At 57.2% G+C, this 21423-nt stretch carries 14 protein-coding genes; 1 reads left to right on the top strand and 13 read right to left on the bottom strand.

Features of this window, described 5'->3' with window-relative positions:
- Nucleotides 1-8 precede the first annotated feature (8 nt).
- The 13 genes from AC3WN7_RS10545 to AC3WN7_RS10605 all read right to left on the bottom strand — a co-directional run bounded on the left by AC3WN7_RS10545 (nt 9) and on the right by AC3WN7_RS10605 (nt 15413).
- Nucleotides 9-1469 carry a 2-hydroxymuconic semialdehyde dehydrogenase gene (locus AC3WN7_RS10545; RefSeq protein WP_102674982.1) on the bottom strand — a complete coding sequence of 487 codons (1461 nt, stop codon included), beginning with the start codon at nt 1467-1469 and terminating at the stop codon, nt 9-11.
- Nucleotides 1470-1487: 18 nt separating this feature from the next.
- On the bottom strand, nt 1488-2192 hold the full coding sequence (locus tag AC3WN7_RS10550; RefSeq protein ID WP_173862122.1) for a class II aldolase/adducin family protein: 705 nt from the start codon (nt 2190-2192) through the stop codon (nt 1488-1490).
- Nucleotides 2189-3052, bottom strand: coding sequence for a VOC family protein (locus tag AC3WN7_RS10555; RefSeq protein ID WP_007971585.1), 864 nt, complete (start codon nt 3050-3052; stop codon nt 2189-2191). Before AC3WN7_RS10555 ends, AC3WN7_RS10550 begins: the two co-directional genes overlap by 4 nt.
- Before the next feature lie 189 nt (nt 3053-3241).
- A complete protein-coding gene (locus AC3WN7_RS10560; RefSeq protein ID WP_102674983.1) occupies nt 3242-4477 on the bottom strand; it encodes an MFS transporter in 1236 nt (411 codons plus the stop codon).
- 86 nt (nt 4478-4563) lie between these two features.
- A complete protein-coding gene (locus AC3WN7_RS10565) occupies nt 4564-5511 on the bottom strand; it encodes a SphA family protein (RefSeq protein ID WP_095966096.1) in 948 nt (315 codons plus the stop codon).
- A 184-nt stretch (nt 5512-5695) separates the two neighbouring features.
- Nucleotides 5696-6649, bottom strand: coding sequence for a fumarylacetoacetate hydrolase family protein (locus AC3WN7_RS10570; protein ID WP_102674984.1), 954 nt, complete (start codon nt 6647-6649; stop codon nt 5696-5698).
- Nucleotides 6650-6659: 10 nt separating this feature from the next.
- Nucleotides 6660-7037 (bottom strand): YciI family protein, encoded by a 378-nt coding sequence (locus AC3WN7_RS10575; RefSeq protein ID WP_007971577.1) that lies wholly within the window; start codon nt 7035-7037, stop codon nt 6660-6662.
- Nucleotides 7030-7962, bottom strand: coding sequence for a VOC family protein (locus AC3WN7_RS10580; RefSeq protein WP_007971576.1), 933 nt, complete (start codon nt 7960-7962; stop codon nt 7030-7032). The genes AC3WN7_RS10575 and AC3WN7_RS10580 overlap by 8 nt, the downstream gene beginning before the upstream one ends.
- A gap of 15 nt (nt 7963-7977) precedes the next feature.
- Nucleotides 7978-8292 (bottom strand): NIPSNAP family protein, encoded by a 315-nt coding sequence (locus AC3WN7_RS10585; RefSeq protein ID WP_102674985.1) that lies wholly within the window; start codon nt 8290-8292, stop codon nt 7978-7980.
- Entirely contained in the window at nt 8286-9203 is a 918-nt protein-coding gene (locus AC3WN7_RS10590) for an NAD(P)-dependent oxidoreductase (RefSeq protein WP_102674986.1), read from the bottom strand. Before AC3WN7_RS10590 ends, AC3WN7_RS10585 begins: the two co-directional genes overlap by 7 nt.
- Nucleotides 9204-10132: 929 nt before the next feature.
- Nucleotides 10133-13981 carry a YobI family P-loop NTPase gene (locus AC3WN7_RS10595; protein WP_102674987.1) on the bottom strand — a complete coding sequence of 1283 codons (3849 nt, stop codon included), beginning with the start codon at nt 13979-13981 and terminating at the stop codon, nt 10133-10135.
- Between the two features lie 131 nt (nt 13982-14112).
- Nucleotides 14113-14841 carry a 3'-5' exonuclease gene (locus tag AC3WN7_RS10600; RefSeq protein WP_158247846.1) on the bottom strand — a complete coding sequence of 243 codons (729 nt, stop codon included), beginning with the start codon at nt 14839-14841 and terminating at the stop codon, nt 14113-14115.
- Nucleotides 14805-15413, bottom strand: coding sequence for a UvrD-helicase domain-containing protein (locus AC3WN7_RS10605; RefSeq protein ID WP_158247847.1), 609 nt, complete (start codon nt 15411-15413; stop codon nt 14805-14807). Before AC3WN7_RS10605 ends, AC3WN7_RS10600 begins: the two co-directional genes overlap by 37 nt.
- A gap of 183 nt (nt 15414-15596) precedes the next feature.
- On the opposite strand from AC3WN7_RS10605, the gene AC3WN7_RS10610 reads away from it, so the two are divergent.
- On the top strand, nt 15597-21212 hold the full coding sequence (locus AC3WN7_RS10610) for a putative Ig domain-containing protein (RefSeq protein ID WP_102674990.1): 5616 nt from the start codon (nt 15597-15599) through the stop codon (nt 21210-21212).
- Nucleotides 21213-21423 lie beyond the last annotated feature (211 nt).

The raw sequence follows: 21423 nt of genomic DNA on the forward strand, positions 1-21423 counted from the left end.
ATAGCTCCTTACAGCCGCACGCAGACGTTGCGCAGCTCGGTGTAGAACTCAAGCGAATGCACGCCTCCCTCACGACCGATACCCGACTGCTTGGCACCGCCGAAAGCGGTACGCAGGTCGCGCAGAAACCACGAGTTGATCCAGCAAACACCCACGTCCAGTGCACTGCCCAGACGATGGGCGACCTGCAGGTTGCTAGTCCACACACTGGCGGCCAAGCCGTAGGGAGTGTCGTTAGCCAGGCGGACGACTTCTTCTTCGGTATCAAAAGGTGCGATGTGGCAAACCGGACCGAAGATTTCCTCGCGCACCACGGCCGAGGTTTCCGCAAGGCCGGTCCAGATCGTCGGCTCGAACCAAGCGCCTTCGGCCAGATGATCCGGTACCTGGGCGATGCCACCGCCGTGGACCACGGTGGCACCGTCAGCGACGGCCTGACGGCAGTAAGACAGAATTTTTTCGCGGTGACCGAGCGAGATCACCGGTCCCATGGTGCTGTCGTGCTGGTTCGGGTCACCCACTTTGATGCCTTCGGCGTGGGCCTTGAACGCAGCGACAAAACGCTCGAACAGCGGACGTTGGACGTAGATGCGCTCGGTCCCCAGGCAGACCTGGCCACTGTTCTCGAACACGGCGCGCCCCAACCCTTTGACGGCTTTTTCCAGGTCCGCATCGGCAAAAACGATGCCTGCGTTCTTGCCGCCCAGTTCCAGCGATACCGGGCGGATACCCTTGGCTGCGGCCTTCATGATGATCTCGCCCGTGCCGGTTTCACCGGTGAAGGTGACACCATTGACCTCTGGGTGAGCGGTGAGGAAGGCACCGGCCGAGTCACCGCCGAAACCATGCACCACGTTGTACACACCCGGTGGCACACCGGCTTCATTCATGACTTCGGCGAGCAGCGTGGCGGTGGCCGGGGTCTCTTCGGAGGGTTTGACCACGACAGTATTGCCACAGGCCAAGGCTGGCCCGACCTTCCAGGTCATCAGCAACAGCGGCAGATTCCATGGGCAAACAACGGCGATGACTCCACGCGGTGCTCGCACGCTGTAGTTCACCGCCTTGCCACCGTCAGGGGTGTCCATCACGAAGCTTTCAGTCGGCACATTCTTGATCAGGTCGGCGAACACCTTGAAGTTGGCCGCACCACGGGGAATGTCCAGATGTCCGGCGAGCGCGCGTGGTTTACCTGTATCGGCCACTTCGGCGGCTACAAACTCTTCATGGCGACGTTCGATGCCATCCGCCACCTTGTGCAACAGGGCCGTTCTCTGGGCAACGGTCATGCTGCCCCAGGGGCCTTTCAACGCATCGCGCGCAGCTCGCACGGCGGCGTCGACCTCAGCCTTGCCGGCTTCATGCACCAAGCCGATCAGGCTGTTGTCGGCTGGGTTTCGGTTCTCGAACGTACGGGCGCTACTCACCCATTCACCATTGATAAAATGGCGGAATTCTTTCGCAGGCATACAGTGTTCCTTCTTGTTTTAGAGTGTTTGAACGCTGGCTTCAGGGTCGCCCGCTGTCAGGTATTCCCACATGCGTTCGTAAATTCGGCCGCTGGTGACAGCCCGTTGCGCGCAGGCCTGTGCGTCGAGTACCGGTCCTTGGATTGCAAGACCCGCGCTGTGCAGTTGCAATTCAATCCGTGCGGCGTCTTCCAGGTACCAGGTCAGCGTCAACGCTTCGATCAGTGACGCGCCAACGACGATGGCGCCGTTGCCACGCATGACCAGCGCATTCCCCTGCCCTAATTGATTGGCCAAGGCGCTGGCTTGCTCGTCGCTGCGCAGCAGTTGCGGGTCGTCCCACAGCGGGATTGGCTGCTGAAAGTAGCTGCCCATGCCATGGCGCGGTTGAGGTGTGAGCCTTGCGCACGACAGGGTCATGACCTGGGCAGGCATGCTTCGGATCACTGCATGGACGTCCGGGCGTCTACGGTATATCTGCTGGTGAATACGGACTTCACCCAGCACACCGTCGGGCAATTCACCTTTGATTGGCACTACAATTCCTGGCTCACCAATACGGATCAAACCCATCGGTCGCGCGGCGCAAACCAAAAAGTGCTCTTCATCAAGTCGCAAGCTGCAGTGCCCGTAGGCATGCACTAAACCAGCGCGGGCCAAGGCCCGCGCGGCCACGCGCACTTGCGATTGCTGATCGCGGCTGGGAGTTGGAAATTGACTCACGATTTGAACTCCGGAATGTCGGGCTTCGCACCCCACGCGCAGAATCCCGCACCCTCCGCCGGAAACTGCCGAGGTTGGTGGGTTGCATCATTTTCTGGAGAGATCAGGCTGACCCCTGTCGAGTATTCGTATGTCATGCCGTCAGGCCCCTCGAAATAAAGGAACATCGCGCCCGAGGTGGGGTGGCGGCCCGGACCAAAGAGGATGCGTATGCCCCGCTCAACCAGGAAGTAATAGGCACGCATCAAGTCATCGACGGACTCGACCTGGTGGTTGATGTGTTGCACACCGGGGTGGGACGAAGGGAACAAGGCGATCTTGTGATGGACCTCATCGATGCGCAGCAGCGGCGCCTCGCCAATTCGGTCACTGACCCTGGCGTTTGCCAGCTGAGTCCAGAACAGTTCATCACGCCGGGCATTCATGGTGCGCAAGCCAATGTGGCTGAAACCGGTGATACCGGCATCACGACTCGGAAAATAGCGTCGCCCGCTTGCCTGGGGACGCAAGACCAGCTCAATGTTGTTGCCGCTGGGATCTTTGAAGCGAATGAAGTCGTCGACATAGCGCACTTCAGCGTCTGCACGTGAGCCATGCTGTACGTTGAATTCATTACGCTCCAGCAAGACCGCTGCGTCTTCCAGGTCCTGTGCTGTTCTGACTTCGAACGCTGTTGTGGTTTCTTGCGGATCGCCCTCGTAATAGCAGAGCGTATGGTCTCGGCTGTCCGATCGGAAGTACACCGCGCCGTTGGCTTCTCGGGCAATCTGCAACCCAAGGATCTGAGTGGCATAACGACGTGCCTCGTCCAGATTTGCGGTGCCCAGCCGTATATACCGAATGTCATGCAGGTTGATCATGAGGGATGTCCTCTTATTTATTGTTGTCTGGGACTCATCTTCCCGTCGCCCAATAAATAAAAGAAGCAAATATTGGTTATTCTCACTATCTGAAAAATTTATAGATGTATAACCCTCTGCAGTCAGTTCTTTTGGAAAAAAAAATGCCCCGTATCCGTGGATACGAGGCATTGGAACCAATGAATCAGATCAACCGACGGCCTGCTTTCCAATGTCTGCAGTGCCTGCCTGCGTACTCACCTCGCAAACTGTTTTATTCCTAGGCATGGAGATCACAAACAATGCGGAGATGACGTAGAACCCGGCGCACACCATCAGTCCCGCCGCCAGGCTATAAAAGCTGGCAATGCCACTGAGCAGCACGGGGGCAAAAGCCGCCAGGCCTCGGCCCACGTTGAAACAGAAACCCGCCCCAAGCGTTCGCACCCGGATGGGATACATTTCGCTGAAGTAAGAACCGAACAACCCTGCGAACACCATGAAAAATGCGTACCCCGCCCCTATCCAGATCAACGATTGAGTCTGGGTGGTATAGACATAGACCAGCGCCATCGTTGATGTGAGTAACAGCGATATGACAATAGTAAGCCGCTTGCCAATGCGATCGGCGATGAAGCCGAATACGTTCAGGCCAAAGAAATTCCCGAGATGGAGAACCGCCATAAAGCTGGTCATCGACGCCAGACTCAAGCCTCGGTCCTGTATCAGGTAGGTGGGCAGCCACGTGCTGACGCCCCAGGAACCAAGCAACGCAAAGCTGGCTGCAAGAGACCCCAGCAGGGTGTAACGAAGTAGCTCAGGCGAAAAAATCTCGCTGACGGATATCCGCTGCGCAGTGGTGCCCTGAGTATCGCGTTGAGCCTTCCAGGCCGGAGATTCCGGAATCAGGAAATACACATAAATAATCGGCAGTATCACAGAGGCGCCGGACACGAAAAACATCAAACGCCATTCCGGCAGCATGAACTTTGCCGCCAGGGCAGCGGCGATGGCGCCAACCGGGAAGGCACTGATCACGAAGGATATGGCCCTGGCGCGCTGCTTGGGCGGCCACGTTTCAACGATATAAGCCGATAGGATCGTCCATACCCCGCCAAGCCCAAGGCCAGAGAGAAACCTCAGGCCCGCCATTACGTAGAGGTCATGAGCGAATGCAAATACACAGGTCAGCGCACCGAAGATCGCCAGCGATGCAATCAGTGCGTTGCGCCGGCCAAAGTTGTCGGAGTACCAGCCTGTGGCAACACCGCTCACACCAATCCCCAGCAATGTAGCGCTAGCCAGCGCCCCCACCTCATGGAGGCTGAAACCCAGATCCTGGCGGATAACGGGCAGCGCGAGCGTTAACAGAATGATCTCCATTGCATCAAAAAGGTAGGCGATAAATCCACCGATCAGTACGTGCCACTTGGATATTCCAGTCACGATTTCACCTGTTTCTATTTATTGGATAGTGATGTTCGTTCCAGGGACGCCACGTTGTTTATGGCTCCCCATGAAGGACGCAACGTTCAGAATCGGTAAACAGCCTGCAGCCAGATGCGATCACCTTCAGCTCGGTTCTCTACCATCGTCTCGTGCTGCCATTTCATGACAAACCCGATTGCCGGGGTCTGGTATTTGATCGCGGGGCCTATAGCGGCGACCTGACCACGGTTACCATCCAGGTAGGTCTGGCCATTCTTTTCATCGTCGCTGAGCTGCTTGTACAAGTAGCCGTTCACGCCTACCTGCCATTCGCGGGTGATGTTGTAGCCAATGTTGTAGTCGGCGTTGAACTCACGGCCGGAGCGATAGTTGGTTTCGGAGTTCTCGCCATTGATCATGTAGATGAGCTTGGCGCTGACCTCCAGATTCTCCAGCGGATAAGCGGTAAATGAATACCAGGGCCCGTAAGCCCAGGTGTTTCGACCCGGGTTGAAAAGGCGATCCTTGTCATAGGACCCGATGGGCGCAAACACATCCAGACCGAGTAACTGGTGGTACCGTGGAGAACTCCAACCCAATACAAATGGAACCACCGTCAGATCGCCGACACCTTCTTGGTGGTCGCTGCGATGAACGCGACCACGAGGCGTATCGACATCAAAACTGATGTCACCCTTGATCAAGGGCAAGGCAAGGCGACTGGCCAGTTTGGCTCCCAATATCGTGAAGTCCTGATAGACATAATCCACTCGAATCGACAGTGCCTGAACATTAAGGTCGAAGTTGTGGATGCCTTGTTTCTTGTCGCCATCGCCGTCCAGTGTCTTGTTCGCACTGTAGTCGGACAAGTAAAAGAACTCGGTAAAGCCTGGCGGTGGCATCTTTCCCGCGCCGACCGTATTCACACCCAGTGGGTATGAACTGCCGCCGCCCTCTGTTGCCTGGGCAAGCGGAACGCAAAGAAGACCCATGCACAGAGCACCGATGCAGGCATTTGACGCGTACCGGGTATGTGATCTTAGTGTGCTCATCTCATGTACCATTATTATTTTTGTATGACGGAAGAGAGTTTTTTTGAAACTTTCAGCGTTAGCGTTACTTAACAACGGCTGGCAAATTTCAGGTGCAGCGATGCACACCGTCATTTGTCAGGACGCTGCAAACAGTTGAGCTATTCAACGACCGAGCACTGATCGCCCGGCCGTCAGCACGGTATTAGCGAATAGTGGTTTCCAGCTCGCCGAGCCCTTCGATGCAGACTTTCAACACATCGCCGCGATCCAGGAATGTACCGCTTTCCATACCCACTCCCGCCGGTGTGCCCGTCAACAGAACATCACCGGGAAACAGATCGATAGTCTGGCTCAGATAGGAAATCTGCTCTGCAACGCCGTACATATGGTTGCGGGTATTGGAATCCTGTACCCACGCGCCGTTCCTCGACAGCTTGATATCCAGGTTCTCGGGATCTTTGACAAATTGTGCCGGCGTCAGGTACGGGCCCAGCGGGCAAGAACCCGTGAAGCATTTGTGGCCAATCCAGTCGAAGCGAAACGGCGAGCTGGGATCGACCTGCTCGCGACGCAGTCGATCACGCGCCGACAGGTCATTGGCGCAGGTGTAACCCGCCACGTAGTCGAGCGCCTCTTCAATGGAGACACGCGACGCTCGCTTGCCAATCACCACCGCCAACTCGGCTTCCCAATCGAGCATGCGGACACCTTCCGGAAAGTCCACCGCTTGCTTGTGGGCGACCAGACTGCCGCGGCCGGGCTTGATGAAATGCCAGGGAGCAATGCCCTCGCTGCGCGGATCCAGCGACAGTTTCATGTTGAACGCACGGGCCATGGCTTCGACATGGTCACGATAGTTTGCTCCCGCGCAATAGATCGTGCCTGGACGTTCCAGGAACGGAGCAAAGTGCAAAGTGGCAAGATCAAGCCGCTGCGACTCATAGAGCGCTGGCGCTTCAAACACTGCCACTGCAAGCTTTTGAAGCTGCGGATTGGTCGTCTCCCAACTCTCGAGCAATGTATCGATGGAAGCTGTCGGCAACTCAAGGCCGGCCTTGGCCACAAGCTGACCAAGGTCATAGGCGTATTCGCCAACCAGGAGGCCGGTAGTGTTTGACTGGACATCCGTCCGATAGGTGAAAAGCTGATACTTCATGGGACCACCATCACAGGAGCGAAAAGCGTTGGTTGGAAAAACTGACGTGAAGCGTGAGGCCGCCTTCCATGAGCAGCCACTTGCGTACGTCTACGTCATAAACACCGTGGGCAATAAAAGGATCTGACTGGACGATACGCAGCGCTTCGGCCTGATCCGCCGCCCGCAGAATGCTCATGCCCCCTAGCTCACCAGGGAAAGTCTGATCCGAGACAAAGGGCCCAGAAGCGAATAACTCGCCGCGTTGTTGCGCCAGAATCGCCCACTTCAAGTGGGCGTCCAGCAGCTCTGGTACGCGGGTCAGATCCCGTGGCGTACGCATGACCACGAACAGCGGCTTGTTCAACATCCCTGCCAGCAGTTCCTTGGTCGTAGAGCTATCACTCATCACGTGCCGCCTCGAAGTTTTGAATGAAAGCCTCAGGCGGCGGATTGGTTGCCCACACGGCGATCAGGTCTGGTGGTGCCCCGTCGATAGCCAGCCATTCGCTGTCATCTTCGGGAATGACATCGATGTCCCAGAAGTATTCGACCATGCTGTCCCAAGGGTCGCGGATGTAATGAAAGTAATTGGAGCCGGCCACATGTCGTCCAAGGCCAAAAGCGCTTTCGTAGCCCAGGCTCATCAGGTGTTGAGCGCCCAATTCGATCTCATCAATACCCATCACCTCAAAACTGAGATGATGCAGACCGCTATGGCTGCTCTTGGCCAGGCCCAATACATGGTGATCACCGCCACAGCCACACCGTAGGAAGGCAATCTTGTCCCCCGCGCGATCAGAGACTTTCATCCCTAGCACCTGGGTATAGAAATCAATCGAACGATCCACATCGGGGGTGAATTTGATTAAGTGACCCAAGCGCAACGGTGTCACTCGACGCAACTTCGAGGACGGTGTGCATCCGCGCTGACCGATGCGGCGGTAACGACCCGGGGTGTTCGACTCTGGTGTCGGCAAAGGAGCTAACGGCATGGAGTCGGCGTCGGTTACGTGAATCCAATCGCCGGACGGATCACGAAACCACAATCCGTCTTGCCCGATATCAAACGGTGCTGGATGGATGACCACACCGTGGTAGCTCAGGTTTTCTCGAATAGTCTGCAGGCCCTCTGCATCGGTACCAAACGAGATATAACTCAGGCGCTTAGTGGTGCCGGGCATCAGTCGCACTTGATCCTGGGCGCGCCCCTTACAGCGCAACACCAAATGATCACCGGCCATGCGGGCTTCGAGCCCGACAGCTTCGTAGAAGGAGCGACCCACTTCCAGATCCGGAACAGTCACGCCTACGTGTTGTAGAGAACGAATCATCTTGGATGCTCCTACTTAACGAATAGGGGAAAAGGGTGCGGCGCTCAACAGCTCAACCTGCTGGGCAACCACCAGATGACCGTTCTTACCAAGGAACGTACGCCATCTTGGATCGCTGGACAGCGCCGCGCGGCGTTGGACTCGGTCCTCGTAGCTGGAATATCCCCACAACTGAATGACCCGATTGATGTCCCCCGTTTCCGGCTTGAAATACCCGATCAAATTGCCCAGTGCCTCGCCCTGAAGTGGCAGCCCCTCCTCCTCATAAGCACGCAGGAATTCGTGCAGCGCGCCAGGCTTGAGTTGATAGGTACGTTGTTCAATCAGCATGTTGTTTTCTCTTTTTTGGAAGGTGCCTGGGAGTCGGCCTGGGAGTCGGCTTCGATCAACTTGATCACTGCCGAGATATCTTCTTCACCAATGCCTTCTTCGATAGCCCTTAGAAAGTAGGGCTTGGCGGCATTGAACAAAGGCGCGGCGCTACCGAGTTCCTCGGACAGCTCACTGGCCATGTCGATGTATTTTTCCAGCGTGGCGAAAGGTCCTGGCGCCGGCAGAAAATGACGATCAGCCATCATCGGTGCTCTTGCGCTGAACATCGTTGAACCACCCGCGCTTTGGCGTATCACCTCAACCACCTGCTGTGCGCTAAACCCTGCTTTTACGCCAAGGTTTAACGCCTCGGCTGCGGCCAAGGTGTGAATAGTCACCAGATAGTTGGCAATCAATTTCATCGCGACTGCGCACCCAAACCCACCGATATGGAACTGGATGTCGGCGATTGCATCGAGCACGGGCTTGCAGTGCTCCACCAGGTCAGAGTCACCGCCCAGAAACAAGGAAGCCTTGCGTAGGCAAACCATGGATGGAGTACCACTGACCTCCGCTTCCAACACCCGCGCACCACGTTGTTCGATACGCTGAGCCATTCGTTGCTTGAAGGCTTTGTGATAGGTGCCGATCTCGATGAGCGTGTGCTGCGGCCCTATGGACTGAAGCAGGCCATCAGGCCCCTCCATGATTTCCATGTGGGCCACTTCGCTGGGCAGGCAAGTGAGGATGAAGTTTGATTGCGCCGCTACGGCGGCTGGGCTTTCGAGCGCGATGCCACCCTGACGGATGAAGGCCTCGCGATCTCGACGTCGGTAACCGACAACGCGAAATCCGGCCGCAAGCAGGTTGGTTGCGATAGGAAGGCCAAGCTGGCCGATTCCCACCATACCGATGGTTATCACAGGCATTTTTCGCCTCTCTTGTTGTTGTTCTTTTACGCAAAGCTTGAAGCTCGGCTAGGCGCTAACCTAGGCGCAGCCGGGTTTGGGAGCAAACAGCCCGGGTTATGAATAAGTAGAAGCAAGCGTTATACAAAGGGGGGGGGATGAAGTGGACTCGATGCCTCAGCCAGGAGACTGGAAAGCAATGACGCACATGAGGAGGCAGCAATCGACCAAGAGCGACCGGTTAGGACGCGTGGTTTTGTTGGCGAGCGTGGTTGCTGTGCAGCTCACGCTGGTTCAGGTTTTACGTCCAGCGCAAGATCGGTTATGGCGCCCCTATAGCAGCCGCGAACCGCGGTATTCAGGGCAAATTCATCCAGGTCAATGCCTTCCTCATGAACAGTTAATCGTGAACTTACAAAAACCTAGCATCTTGAAAAAACTTTATCTTTCAATGATTTAAATTGATCGTGAACATCTGACATGGCCCACTTGTTAAATCGTGTATCTGGAATCCCCACTCAGTCTCTTGTCACCTGTACCCTAAAATCGGACTTTGCCCCGAATTGCCAGAATCCATCTGAATCAATGACCTAGGTGCCCCGCCTCCTAAGCTTTCGAACCCCCCGTCGGTACCAACACCCATTGTTCCCACCACTGGCTTTGCTCTGCGAACATGCTCTGGCTGATCGTCCAATGAATTTGGAAGTTTACCGGTGACTGGAGGCCATTCCCGTACACCTGAATACTTGGCAAACCGGCATTGCTTTCCTTATTAGTCAATCCCGGCGCCCTGAATTTCAGGAGCGTCACTACAAAAATGGCCAGCCCCGGATCCTGAGGGCTGCGCGCAGTTTATTCGGGCTGTCGCTCAATGATCCGCATCGATGCCATCTGGCTGGCCACCGAGCCGATGGATAGGCCGCCACCGCGCTTACAGATCAACAGCCAGGTTAGGCCATCAGACTTCTTTTACTGAATACCACAGTACGTTTGTCTTCGTACCGTATAACACCCACAAACCCTCTCCGCTTCAGGGCTTCTACCAAGCGGCGACCGTCTGCGGATGGCGGGAGGTGTGCCCGCTTCTTGCCTCCTAGGTCGGAATAACCTTCTCCCAGCAAAGGAAGTACCTCGGCCACATCTGTCCAACCACAATTCATCTGCAGGGCCTGGATGACCATGTCTGTCCGTTGCGAGATGCTCAAGGATGCATCGCTCAAACAATGCCTAATCACGGGCAGGTAGTCCGCCGGGAATGTGGCTGGCTCCCTATTAGCACGCGCGCAGGCGTTAGCCAGCTCGACGACGGAACCGTCCCAGGTAGCGAACGCTTCAGCGCTGATGCCCTGCCACATCGCCATGGTATCCGTCACAGAAGCCACACCAGTGCGGCTGAGAGAGGTAACCAAACCAACCGACAAGGTGGACAGGTTCAGCGTTTCTCGGGCTTGCTGCCAGTGGTGGGCGATATAGCGTGCCTCCAGTGAGGGATCGCTATGAACGATAAGCTCTCTCACTTGCGAACTGTATGGAACGAATGACGCGTGGGAGAAGCCAAGCCACCGCATCGTCGGGACGGAGCTTGTGAGCAATACAGACGGTGAGAGAACGATCAACGAAAAGAGTGACTTAAGTGTGTCGTTGCTGACCTGCTCATTTTGAATGAGGAACTGCGGCAACTCCTCCACATCTGCATCCTCCCAAAGCTCACGAGCCAAGATGGTTGCGTGACGAGTGATGAAGTCGATAAAGATAGGAGCCGCCGTGAGCCCCAGGTTTACACGCTCCTCGGCTTCGGACGATGAGGCTTTGTTGCTGCCCTCAATGACGACATTGTCGAAGAATGCCCACACGGTATCCCCGATGTTGCACAGGCGGTTAGACTCCATAGCCGCCAACCAAAGCGCATGCGGAAGCTTTCCAATGTCGGTAATCGAGCAGGTAGTATGTGAGAAGAGCCTTAGCCGAAGCGCGTCCATGTCTTCGTCGCCGTCAAACAGTGCGAACAGGGCAAGCAATGAACTTTCCGTTTCAGGCAGAGTGCCGTCCTGACTCAGCAACCCATGAGCGTACTCCGAAGCGGATTGCTCAATCAGTTGATCAAAGCCCGCAAGCCTCAGCTGAGCCAGTCGATGGTGGGAAATGGTGCCGGACTCGATGCCAGGTTCCAGGGTGCGGCATAGCAATTTCAACATCGGCAATGCGGGACTCAGACACCCCCACTCTACAAGCGCCCTGAGTTCGCCAGCGGTGGCCGCATCGCTGACATTCCTGAATTGCGCGGGCCGTTCCCTCAACCAGGCCCAGCCCATTTCATTAGTAGCGAGCCCGGGAATCAGCTTGGAAACGTCACGAAGCTCGTCAATGGCGGTCAGCAACGTATCACTGCGCCCCAGAAGGAGCTCCAGCTGGTCGGCCGTCAAGCTGTCCAACACCATGACTACGAGATCTTCGCGGATAAAGTTTGCCTGATCGTAGGCAACCAGCTGGTTGATGGCAGCGGGATGGTTTTTAAACACGGCTTGGATGAACCCCGTCCTCGCCTCGTCTGGCAGCAATTCGACCACCTCCGCGAGGCGCCCCAAGTGCTGACAGCTGCTTTTGATGATCACCGATAGCTTTTCTTCGCGAGCCTGAACGTCATCGTGACGTGGGCGAACGAGCTCGACCATCAGATCCACCAACAGTCCCTTCCCCTTGTCGATCGAGTCGAAATCCAGCTTGCTCGCAACACGCTCCGGGTTTCGTATCGGGGTGCCAACATCGAGCATTTCACCACGGGCAAGAGCCATCGTGAGCATCTTGTCCGACTGGGTCAGCGAGCCTTCGTAGAAATAGCCCAGGTAATCGGTGTAGTCAGTGTCCAGGTTGCCTCGGCGCAGCAGGAAGGTGATCAGCTCATAGCCTTGGAGCCTGGTGCCGAATGACTCACCATAATCATTGGAGCAAGCCTCCCGAAAAGGCATGGTCTTGAGCCTGGTGATCTTTGCTTGGACAGTGCTTATCTCGTCTTCAATCTCATCGAGTGATTCCTCAAGGGACTCGACGCGCTCAGGATACGACAGCTCCTGGAGCACCGCCTTAGGACTCAACGGCTCCCCTCTCTGATTCCCGTACGACCTGGAATTGACAGATGGATAGACGTTTCTCTCGCTGATGACGCGGTCAAACGTTTCGTCCTCGACAAACTCCATCAGCGAGATTTCTGAATAGTCTTCCAACCACAGGTAATGGGCGTGGCGCAAAGTGCCCTTACGGATTAACTCGAACCAGACACATGCACGGAGGCTCTCCACATCACCAGCAACCTCGGCCTCACGCTCCTCCCGACGTCGCCTTAACTCTGCGACGGCGCTCTGATGGCGCTGAGTTTCAGACTTGATCCAAGCGGGATAGCCCTCGATCACCTGGTAGACAACACCCTTGCGCTTGAGCAGATCCGAATAGACCTCCGGATGCAGATTTCTCAAGGCCACCATCGCAAAGAGCTTGTTCGGATCCAGGGGCAAGCCGTCATTTGCGAGAATGTTGGCGTATATGTCGAACTCGTTCACGATGTTCTTGATTAGCCGCATTTCGTCGATGTGGTACCCCACCGTTTCGGTCAACTTGACCGTGAGGCCCGCGTTGAGCGGCTGACCACTTACGCGTCGCTGCCCCAGCAACTCAATCAGTTTTTCTCGCGAGTTTTCCGAGTTGACTATTGGGATGACAGGGATGATTAGGTCGAAAAATTTGGTCTTGTCCGTGACGGTAAACATCTCATCACGCAGCGCATAGATGAAATGAATGGGACGCTTGACCTGGGGAGACTGGCGGATGATGAAGTTAATCTCGCGCAACCTGAAGAAGATCTCCTGGATGTCGAACCTGTCCAGATCCTCGATCACCACGACGTCGATGTCGCTGCGCTCGAAGCAGTAGATGATCTCGTCGATGTTTTTGTGCAGCACCGAGCCATGGTGAGTCGCTTCAAGCATCCCGCCCTTGAGCGTGAGGCCATCGGCGCTAAAAAGTGAGAGCAGCTTCAAGGCTGCATAGAGAGCCCACACTCCGCCAGCCACAGCCACACCAAGTGCGAGTAGCTCAGGCACCCACATTAACCCTTTCAACGCCCAATCCTTGGCAACCTCGGAAAGCGTCTGCAGCTTCGGCGCGCCCAGGCGTAATGCGCAAACTCCGATCGCGGCGACACACAGGGTACGCCAGCAAACACGTAGCGTTGAAGCGTGAGATATGCGCTTGAGCCGTGTCTTGGGTACCTGCTTCGCTTGTACTGCATAGAGGAGCTGCTGGACGATCGTCTCTTCGATTCGGTTGATCAGGTCGTCACTGGCTGGCGCATCTGAATTTACTGCAGCCGGTGCCGAAGAGGATACTCCAGACAGCGGAGGTTCAGGCGCTTCATCAAGCGACTTCACCGAAACAGCGCTGGGCGCGTTTGCCTTGGTGAACGTGGCCAACGATACAAAGGTATGCTTGAAGCTGGGGTGATGTTCGAAGAAGGTCTTCAGGACACTGCTCTTCCCTGCCCCATAGCCGCCGGTGATTGCGATATTGAGCACTTCCTCGTTGTGCAGCGCATGCAAGAGTTCACGCTCATACCGTGCAACCCTGTCGTCCTCCACCAGTACCGGAGTCAAAGGCTCGAAATAGAGTCCATCCTCACTACGCCAGGCTGCGAACGATCGCCGTGTTGCCCGGCCACCGGCGACAACCGCCCACCAACAGCGGCTGGCGCCGCGCACAATTATCCCTAGCATTTCCTGATCCTGGTTCTTGGCCTGCCGTGCAGCCATGGGCGCACGTGCCTTTGCTAATCATGCCGACGTAGTCGCAATGCGGGCCTACGCGTCACCTCGATAGCGGCTATATGCCATATATCAAGGCTTTGCGCTATCCAGGAGCGGTGGTGATCGGCACCACCCTTCTAGCGACGCCGCGTCAGTTTTGTCTGCTGGCTACCGTGGCGTCTCGGCTTTTCGGGTTTGTATTTGCAACGCGGGAAGCCCGAACAGGATTTGAAATCACCGAACTTCCCAGTACGCTGAAGCACAACCCCGTGTAGGCAAACTGGGCATCGTTCCTCCTGGATAGGTTCACCATTGATGTCCGTAACCATGACCACCCCGTCCTTTACCATCTCGGTCAGGAAAGGAGAGTTTCTGGCAGTCACGGTAAACATCGCGACCGACCTGCGCGCCCGCGTCAACGCCACGTAGAAAACCCGGCGTTCCTCGCCATGTAGGTAGGTGTCACCCTTTGGCATCACGAGGCTAAAGACTGGGTCGTCACCTTTCAGGCTCGGGAATCCTCCAACCATCATTCCTGGAAGCAGAACGTAGTCGGCCTGATCACCTTTTGACGTGTGGATGGTTTTAAATCTGATCTCAAGCTTGTTGCCGTAGCGCTGCTCCCACCCCTGGGGGATGAACTGCGCGTCGGATTTGTAGCGTCCAAGGACGAAGACCGATATCAGCCTACCATTGGCTCCTGGGATCACACCGGTCGACAGCTGCTGGTAGAGGTCATCCGGATACTGCCGCATGCCATCGCGAACCTGATCCCTACTAGACAGTTGTAATGCCTGGAATGCGGGGCCGATCGGCTCCGTCACAGAAATCACGGTCTTCTGCAATTGAGCCGGTTTTTTAGCCACGAACTGGCTTGAGGCATCGCAGATTGCCTGTGGGCAGCGGTAGGTCTTTTCAAGTCGGAATACCTCGCCGTGGCCGACCATTCGACGAAGCCGGTCATGACACTCATATCCGCGCCGGCGAACCTGTTGATGGACTGCCAGTCATCACCGACCGCGAACAGGTGATTGTGTGGCTCACGCACGAGCGCCCGGCAGAGCCGCACCCGCGCACGTGATGCATCTTGGTATTCATCGGCCATGACCAAACGGTATGGCGATTGATAGCCCCGCTCCAGACAATCTGCGGCCTGGTTGATCATGTCCTCGAAATCAATCCCACTGTCTTCCTTCAAAGCGGCATCCCACCCCTTGATCACCGGGATAGCAAGCTCCAGGAACATTTTGTACCGATACTTGAAGACGCTTAGCGGAAGCGCGCCGTAGCGCTCGTACAGCTTTTCCGCCGTAAGGCTGTTGCTCTTGTAATGGGAGATGAATGATCGAAGCACCTTCACCAGATCAATGTGATCCAGAGGTAGGTGCGGTGCTCTTTTCCGGTCCAGGGTCGGAAAACGCCGAGAGGCACTGTCCACGGCGAGCGTCAAAATAAAGTTGTTTTCATAAAAGACCGCTCAGACCACTGATCAGTAATATCTGTTTTTTGACGAGCTTCCGATATTCGGTCACAACTTTTGCGCACCTCCGAGTCCTAACAAGCTGTTCGTCGATGGAATATTGGCGTGCGCCGCTATTTAGACTGATACGGAGATAAGTTAATGATTTTCAACGTACAAAGTTTTGGCGCTAAAGGCGATGGGATTACCGACGACACGGCCGCAATACAGAGTGCGATTGATGCCGCAGCTGCCGCTGGCGGTGGCCAGGTCTATATGCCAACCGGGACCTATATCGTTTCCGCAGGCGCGGAACCCTCTGACGGGTGCCTGATGCTCAAGAGCAACGTCTACCTGTACGGCGACGGCATGGGCGTCACCAACGTCAAAGTGGCTGACGGTTCGGATACCAAGATCACGGGGATTATTCGCTCCGCTTATGGCGAAGAAACCCACGACTTTGGCGTCAGCAACCTCACCATTGATGGCAATCGTGACAACACAACGGGCAAGATCGACGGTTGGTTCAACGGCTTCATTCCCGGCGAAGAAGGCTACGACTCCAACGTCACCCTCGACAGTGTCGAAATCAAGGATTGCTCCGGGTACGGTTTCGACCCCCACGAGCAGACCGTCAACATGGTCATCAAGAACAGCGTGTCCCACGGCAATGGCCTGGACGGCTTCGTCGCTGATTTCCTGAGCGACAGTACCTTTGAAAACAACATCGCCTACGACAACGACCGGCACGGTTTCAACGTCGTGACCAGTACCCACGACTTCACCCTGACCAATAACATTGCCTACAACAACGGCGCTAATGGCATCGTGGTGCAGCGCGGCAGCGAGGACATCCCCTCCCCCAGCAACATAACCATTACCGGTGGCGAGGTGTACGGCAACGGCGCCGAAGGGGTGCTGATCAAGATGTCCAGCGAGGTGACTGTCAGCGGCGTCGATATTCACGACAATGCCAGCGCCGGGGTTCGCATCTACGGCAGTAACCACGTTGAAATCATCGACAACACGCTCCACAACAATTCACTGGGCAGCCCCGTTCCGGAAATCATCATTCAGTCCTACGACGACACCCTGGGCGTGTCAGGCAAGTACTTCAACGGCAGCGACAACACCATCCAGGGCAACATCATCAGCGGCAGCAACCTCTCGACCTACGGTGTTGCAGAGCGCAATGAAGACGGCACGGATCGCAATGCCATCATCGGCAATGCCATCAGTCACACCAGCAAGGGTGCCACGTTGATCTATGGTGACGGCAGCTACGTCAGCGACACGGTGCCGATGACCACTGTGCAAGGTACGACTGGCAACGACACCCTGTCGGGCAGCGCCGAAAGCGAGATTTTCTACGGCGGGGCCGGCAACGATACGATCAATGGCGGGGCCGGTGGCGACATTCTGGTGGGCGGTGCGGGCATCGACAAACTTACCGGTGGTACCGGCGCCGATACGTTCCGTTTCGCCGCTCAGTCCGACAGCTACCGCAATGCAACCGCAAGCTTCGATGACACTGTGACCGACTTCGACGTCACCCAGGACAAGATCGACCTGGCCGGCCTGGGCTTCACCGGCCTGGGCAATGGCCGTGGTGGCACCCTGCAGGTCAGCTACAGCGCCAGCAACGACCGCACCTACATCAAGGACTACGATGCCGACGCCAGCGGCAATCGCTTCGAGTTGATTCTCTCGGGCAACCTCGCCAGCACCCTCACCGCCAGCAACTTCATTTTCAATCGGGTGGTCACCGGCACCAGCGCCAGCGACGCGTTGCTGGGCAGCGATTCGGCCGATACCCTGCTCGGCCTCGCAGGAAACGACAATCTCAGTGGCGGCGCGGGCGACGACAAGCTCGACGGCGGCGCCGGGATGGACAGCCTCACCGGTGGCGCCGGGGCGGACACTTTTGTGTTCTCCAATCGCCTGGACAGTTACCGCAACTACAACACCGGCGGTGCCAACCTTAGCGACCTGATCACCGATTTCGATGTCAGCAACGACAAGATCGACCTGTCGGCCATCGGATTTACCGGCCTGGGGGATGGCAAGAACAACACCGTGTACCTTGTGCTCAACAGCACCGGCACCAAGACTTACATCAAGTCCTTGACCGCCGACGCCAATGGCAATCGTTTTGAGGTGACGCTGGCCGGCAACTACCTCGACAAACTGACCAGCGCCAACTTCGTCTTCGCCACGTCGTCACCAACCAACCAGGCGCCGGTGCTGGCCACGCCGCTGCTGGATCAGAGCGCGACCGAAAGTACACCGTTCAGTTACGTGGTCCCGGCCACCAGCTTCACCGATCCGGATAACGACAGCCTCAGCTATACCGCCAAGCTGGCCAATGGCAGCGCCCTGCCCGGTTGGCTCACATTCGATGCCGCCACTCGTACGTTCAGTGGCACACCCAGCGACACCGCGTCGGGCACTTACTCCATCCAGGTCACCGCGAGCGATGGCAGCAACGCCACCGTCAGCGACAGCTTCACCCTCTCCGTGCAGGACGTACCCGCGGGCCCCACGGTGATCAATGGCACCCCGAACAACGACACCCTCACTGGCACCGCAGCCAACGAGCAACTGCAAGGTGGTGCAGGTAACGACACGCTTGATGGCGGCGCGGGCAACGACATCCTGATCGGTGGCACCGGGGTGGACAAGCTCACCGGCGGCGCGGGTGCGGATGTGTTCCGCTATACCTCGAAACTCGACAGTTACCGCACCAGTTCCACGAGCGTCAGCGACCAAATCCTCGATTTCGACGTGACCGCCGACAAGATCGATGTCTCGGCACTCGGCTACACGGCGCTGGGCAATGGTTTTAACGGTACGCTGCAACTGACCTACAGTGCGTCGACCAACCGTACTTACCTCAAGGATCTAACCGTCGACGCCAACGGCAATCGCTTTGAGTTGTCGATGGCGGGCAATCTGGTGAGCAGCCTGACGGCGAGTCATTTTGTCTTCGCCGACCAGAACACTCCAGGCAATGCGGTGCCAGTGGTGGCCATTCCCCTGCTCGACCAGAACGCCACCGAAAGCACACCGTTCAATTACACCGTGACCCATGACAGTTTCACCGACGCCGACCAGGATGCGTTGGTCTATACCGCGACCCTCGCCGACGCAAGCGCCCTGCCCGCATGGCTGAGCTTCAATGCCACCAGCCTGACGTTCAGCGGCACGCCGATCAGCACTGCGGCCGGAAACTACAGCATACTGGTCAAGGCCACCGACCCTTCAGGTGCCTCGGTCAGCGACAGCTTCGCCCTGACGGTGGCTGATGCGCCAGCCAGTACCCTCGTCGGCACCGATAATGCCGATACGCTCAACGGCACGACAGCTGCTGACCTGATCCTGGGCAACGGTGGCAATGACACGATCAAGGCTGGCACCGGGGCAGACATCATCGACGGTGGTGCCGGACGCGACTCGCTGTATGGCGGCGATGGGGCTGACACTTTCCGCTACACCAACACACTCGACAGTTACCGCGATTACGACGCCGGCGGCATCACTGCCACCGACACGATTTATGACTTCACTGCTGGCGTCGACAAGATCGATGTGTCGGGCCTGGGCTTTCTCGGTCTCGGCGATGGCAGCAATCACACGCTGTACATGACCCTCAACGCGACCGGCGACAAGACCTACATCAAATCCGCCGACGCGGATGCCAATGGCAACCGTTTTGAAATCGCCCTCAACGGGAACTACCTCAACACCCTCACCGCCAGCGACTTCGTGTTTGGCGAGCGCGCCCAACAGGACATTCTCTACCTGCCCACGCTCGGTCAATCCAATGCGCGCCTGCTGCGCATGACAGAGGATGACGATCAGTCCGGCACCTCGATGCTGGTCAAAGACCTGGACCGCTACACCCCCTATGACGTACGCAGCCAGTTCACCGATGCCGACGGCAACGGCATCGACATCGCGGTGGGCGGTAGCACGGTCAACGGCCTGTCGACCCTGGGCGCCGAGGAGCTCAGTTTGTGCTGGTGGTTGACTGACACCAACCAGCCAGGGCCTGCACTGTTGCGTGCCGTCGCGTTGCTGGGCGACCAGCTCGCCGAACTGCAATCGATCGATAACGTCACCATGGGCATCATTTGGGGCCAGGGTGAGGAAGCTGCCCAGGAGATCGCGCGTGCCACGGACAAAACAGCGGCGGCCGCTGCCTACAAGGACGCCACCCTGAAGGTGTTCGATTACCTGCATGCCCAGTTCGGCAACTTCAACGTGTACATCATGGAAACCGGCCACTATCAGGAGGATGCGGCACGTGCCCGGGGCTATTCCGAAGAAAAGATAGCCTCCATCGTCGAGGGCGTAGGCTATGTTCGCGCCGTCCAGGAAGCCATCGCCACCGAACGTGCCGATGTCAAGCTGGCGGTGGACTACACCGACCTGCCCTTGCGCTACGAAGTCGATCCGCTGGTGTATCCCGATGACGTCTGGCACCTGCACGAGGAATCGGCGGAAATCGTCGGCCAGCGCCTGGCCGACTACATCGCCGCAGACCTTGGTTTTCAAGGCAACCCGGACGACAACAATAGTGTTCAGGACATTTTCGACAACGCTCAGAACCAGGGCGGCATGATCTCCGGCACTGACCAGGCCGATACCCTGGTGGGCAGTTCGGGCAATGACACACTGGATGGCGACTTGGGCGCTGACTCCATGACCGGTGGCGATGGCAACGACATCTATCTGGTCGACAACGCGTCCGACAGCGTGGTGGAAACCAACCCCTCGGCCTCGCAGCTCGATACGGTGCAGGCCTCAGTCAGCTGGACCCTGGGCGCCAATCTCGAGAACCTCGTGCTCACCGGTGTCTCGGAGATCGACGGCAGCGGTAACGCGCTGCGCAACTTCATCACCGGCAATGCCGCCGCCAACGTGCTCAATGGTGGCGCAGAGGCCGACAGCATGAGTGGTGGTGATGGCAACGACACTTACTATGTCGACAACGCCGACGACAGCGTGATCGAGACCCAAGGCAATGTGTTGCCCGGAGGGGTCGACAGTGTGCGCAGCAGTCTGGGGACCTATACCCTTGGCGCCCATGTCGAGAATCTGTACATCGAGAACGCGGGCGCCGCCAATGGCACGGGCAACGCGTTGGACAATACGCTGTTCGCCGCTGCCGGCAACAACGTGCTGGACGGGCGCGAGGGAAATGACACCGTGTCCTTTGAACGCGCTCTGTCCGGTGTCACCGCCAACCTCTCGACCTCAGTGCAACAAAACACCGGGGGGTCGGGGCTCGACACCTTGAAATTCTTCGAAAACCTGACGGGAAGTGCCTACGCAGACAGTCTGTCGGGCAACAGCGCCGCGAACGTCCTGAACGGTGGTGCGGGCAATGACACGCTCGTGGGCGGTTCCGGCGATGATCGGTTGATCGGCGGTGCAGGCACCGACTATCTCACCGGTGGTACTGGCGCGGATACCTACGCATTTGGTGCGCTGTCGGACATGGGCGTCGGTGCTTCGCGTGATGTGCTCAACGGTTTCAAGAGCATCGAAGGCGATCATCTGGACTTCTCCGGCCTGGACGCCAACCCGTTGACCGGCACTGTCGATGCCTTCACCTTCATCGCCAGCAACGCTTTCGACCCTGCCAACGCCACCGGCCAAGTGCGCTTTGCCGATGGCATTCTCTACGGCAGTGTCGACGCCGACGCCACCCCCGAGTTCGAATTCGCACTGCTGGGCGTCAAGGAGTTGCACGCCAGCGATTTCACCGCCTGAGTCCAGGCCATAATTGGTAATAGCAAGCCTGCCCGCTCCTAACGTTTAAGGATTCTGTAGGAGCGAGCTTGCTCGCGATGGTCGTTAACGATGCCGCGTGTTTACTGACTAAACGCGGCGCTCTTGAGTCCATCGTCGGAACGCCGCCCGGAGCAAGCTCGCTCCTACAGTGGAGCATTCTCGCTTAACTGAACAGCATTACGCTCCTGCC

This window comes from Pseudomonas sp. FW305-70, from assembly GCF_058783925.1.

Bases quoted from the DNA above. Each gene is read 5' to 3' on its own strand.
- AC3WN7_RS10585 (WP_102674985.1), bottom strand. From the start codon at position 8,292: ATGCTGATTGAACAACGTACCTATCAACTCAAGCCTGGCGCGCTGCAC.
- AC3WN7_RS10575 (WP_007971577.1), bottom strand. From the start codon at position 7,037: ATGAGTGATAGCTCTACGACCAAGGAACTGCTGGCAGGGATGTTGAAC.
- AC3WN7_RS10570 (WP_102674984.1), bottom strand. From the start codon at position 6,649: ATGAAGTATCAGCTTTTCACCTATCGGACGGATGTCCAGTCAAACACT.
- AC3WN7_RS10565 (WP_095966096.1), bottom strand. From the start codon at position 5,511: ATGAGCACACTAAGATCACATACCCGGTACGCGTCAAATGCCTGCATC.
- AC3WN7_RS10580 (WP_007971576.1), bottom strand. From the start codon at position 7,962: ATGATTCGTTCTCTACAACACGTAGGCGTGACTGTTCCGGATCTGGAA.
- AC3WN7_RS10590 (WP_102674986.1), bottom strand. From the start codon at position 9,203: ATGCCTGTGATAACCATCGGTATGGTGGGAATCGGCCAGCTTGGCCTT.
- AC3WN7_RS10555 (WP_007971585.1), bottom strand. From the start codon at position 3,052: ATGATCAACCTGCATGACATTCGGTATATACGGCTGGGCACCGCAAAT.
- AC3WN7_RS10595 (WP_102674987.1), bottom strand. From the start codon at position 13,981: ATGGCTGCACGGCAGGCCAAGAACCAGGATCAGGAAATGCTAGGGATA.
- AC3WN7_RS10610 (WP_102674990.1), top strand. From the start codon at position 15,597: ATGATTTTCAACGTACAAAGTTTTGGCGCTAAAGGCGATGGGATTACC.
- AC3WN7_RS10545 (WP_102674982.1), bottom strand. From the start codon at position 1,469: ATGCCTGCGAAAGAATTCCGCCATTTTATCAATGGTGAATGGGTGAGT.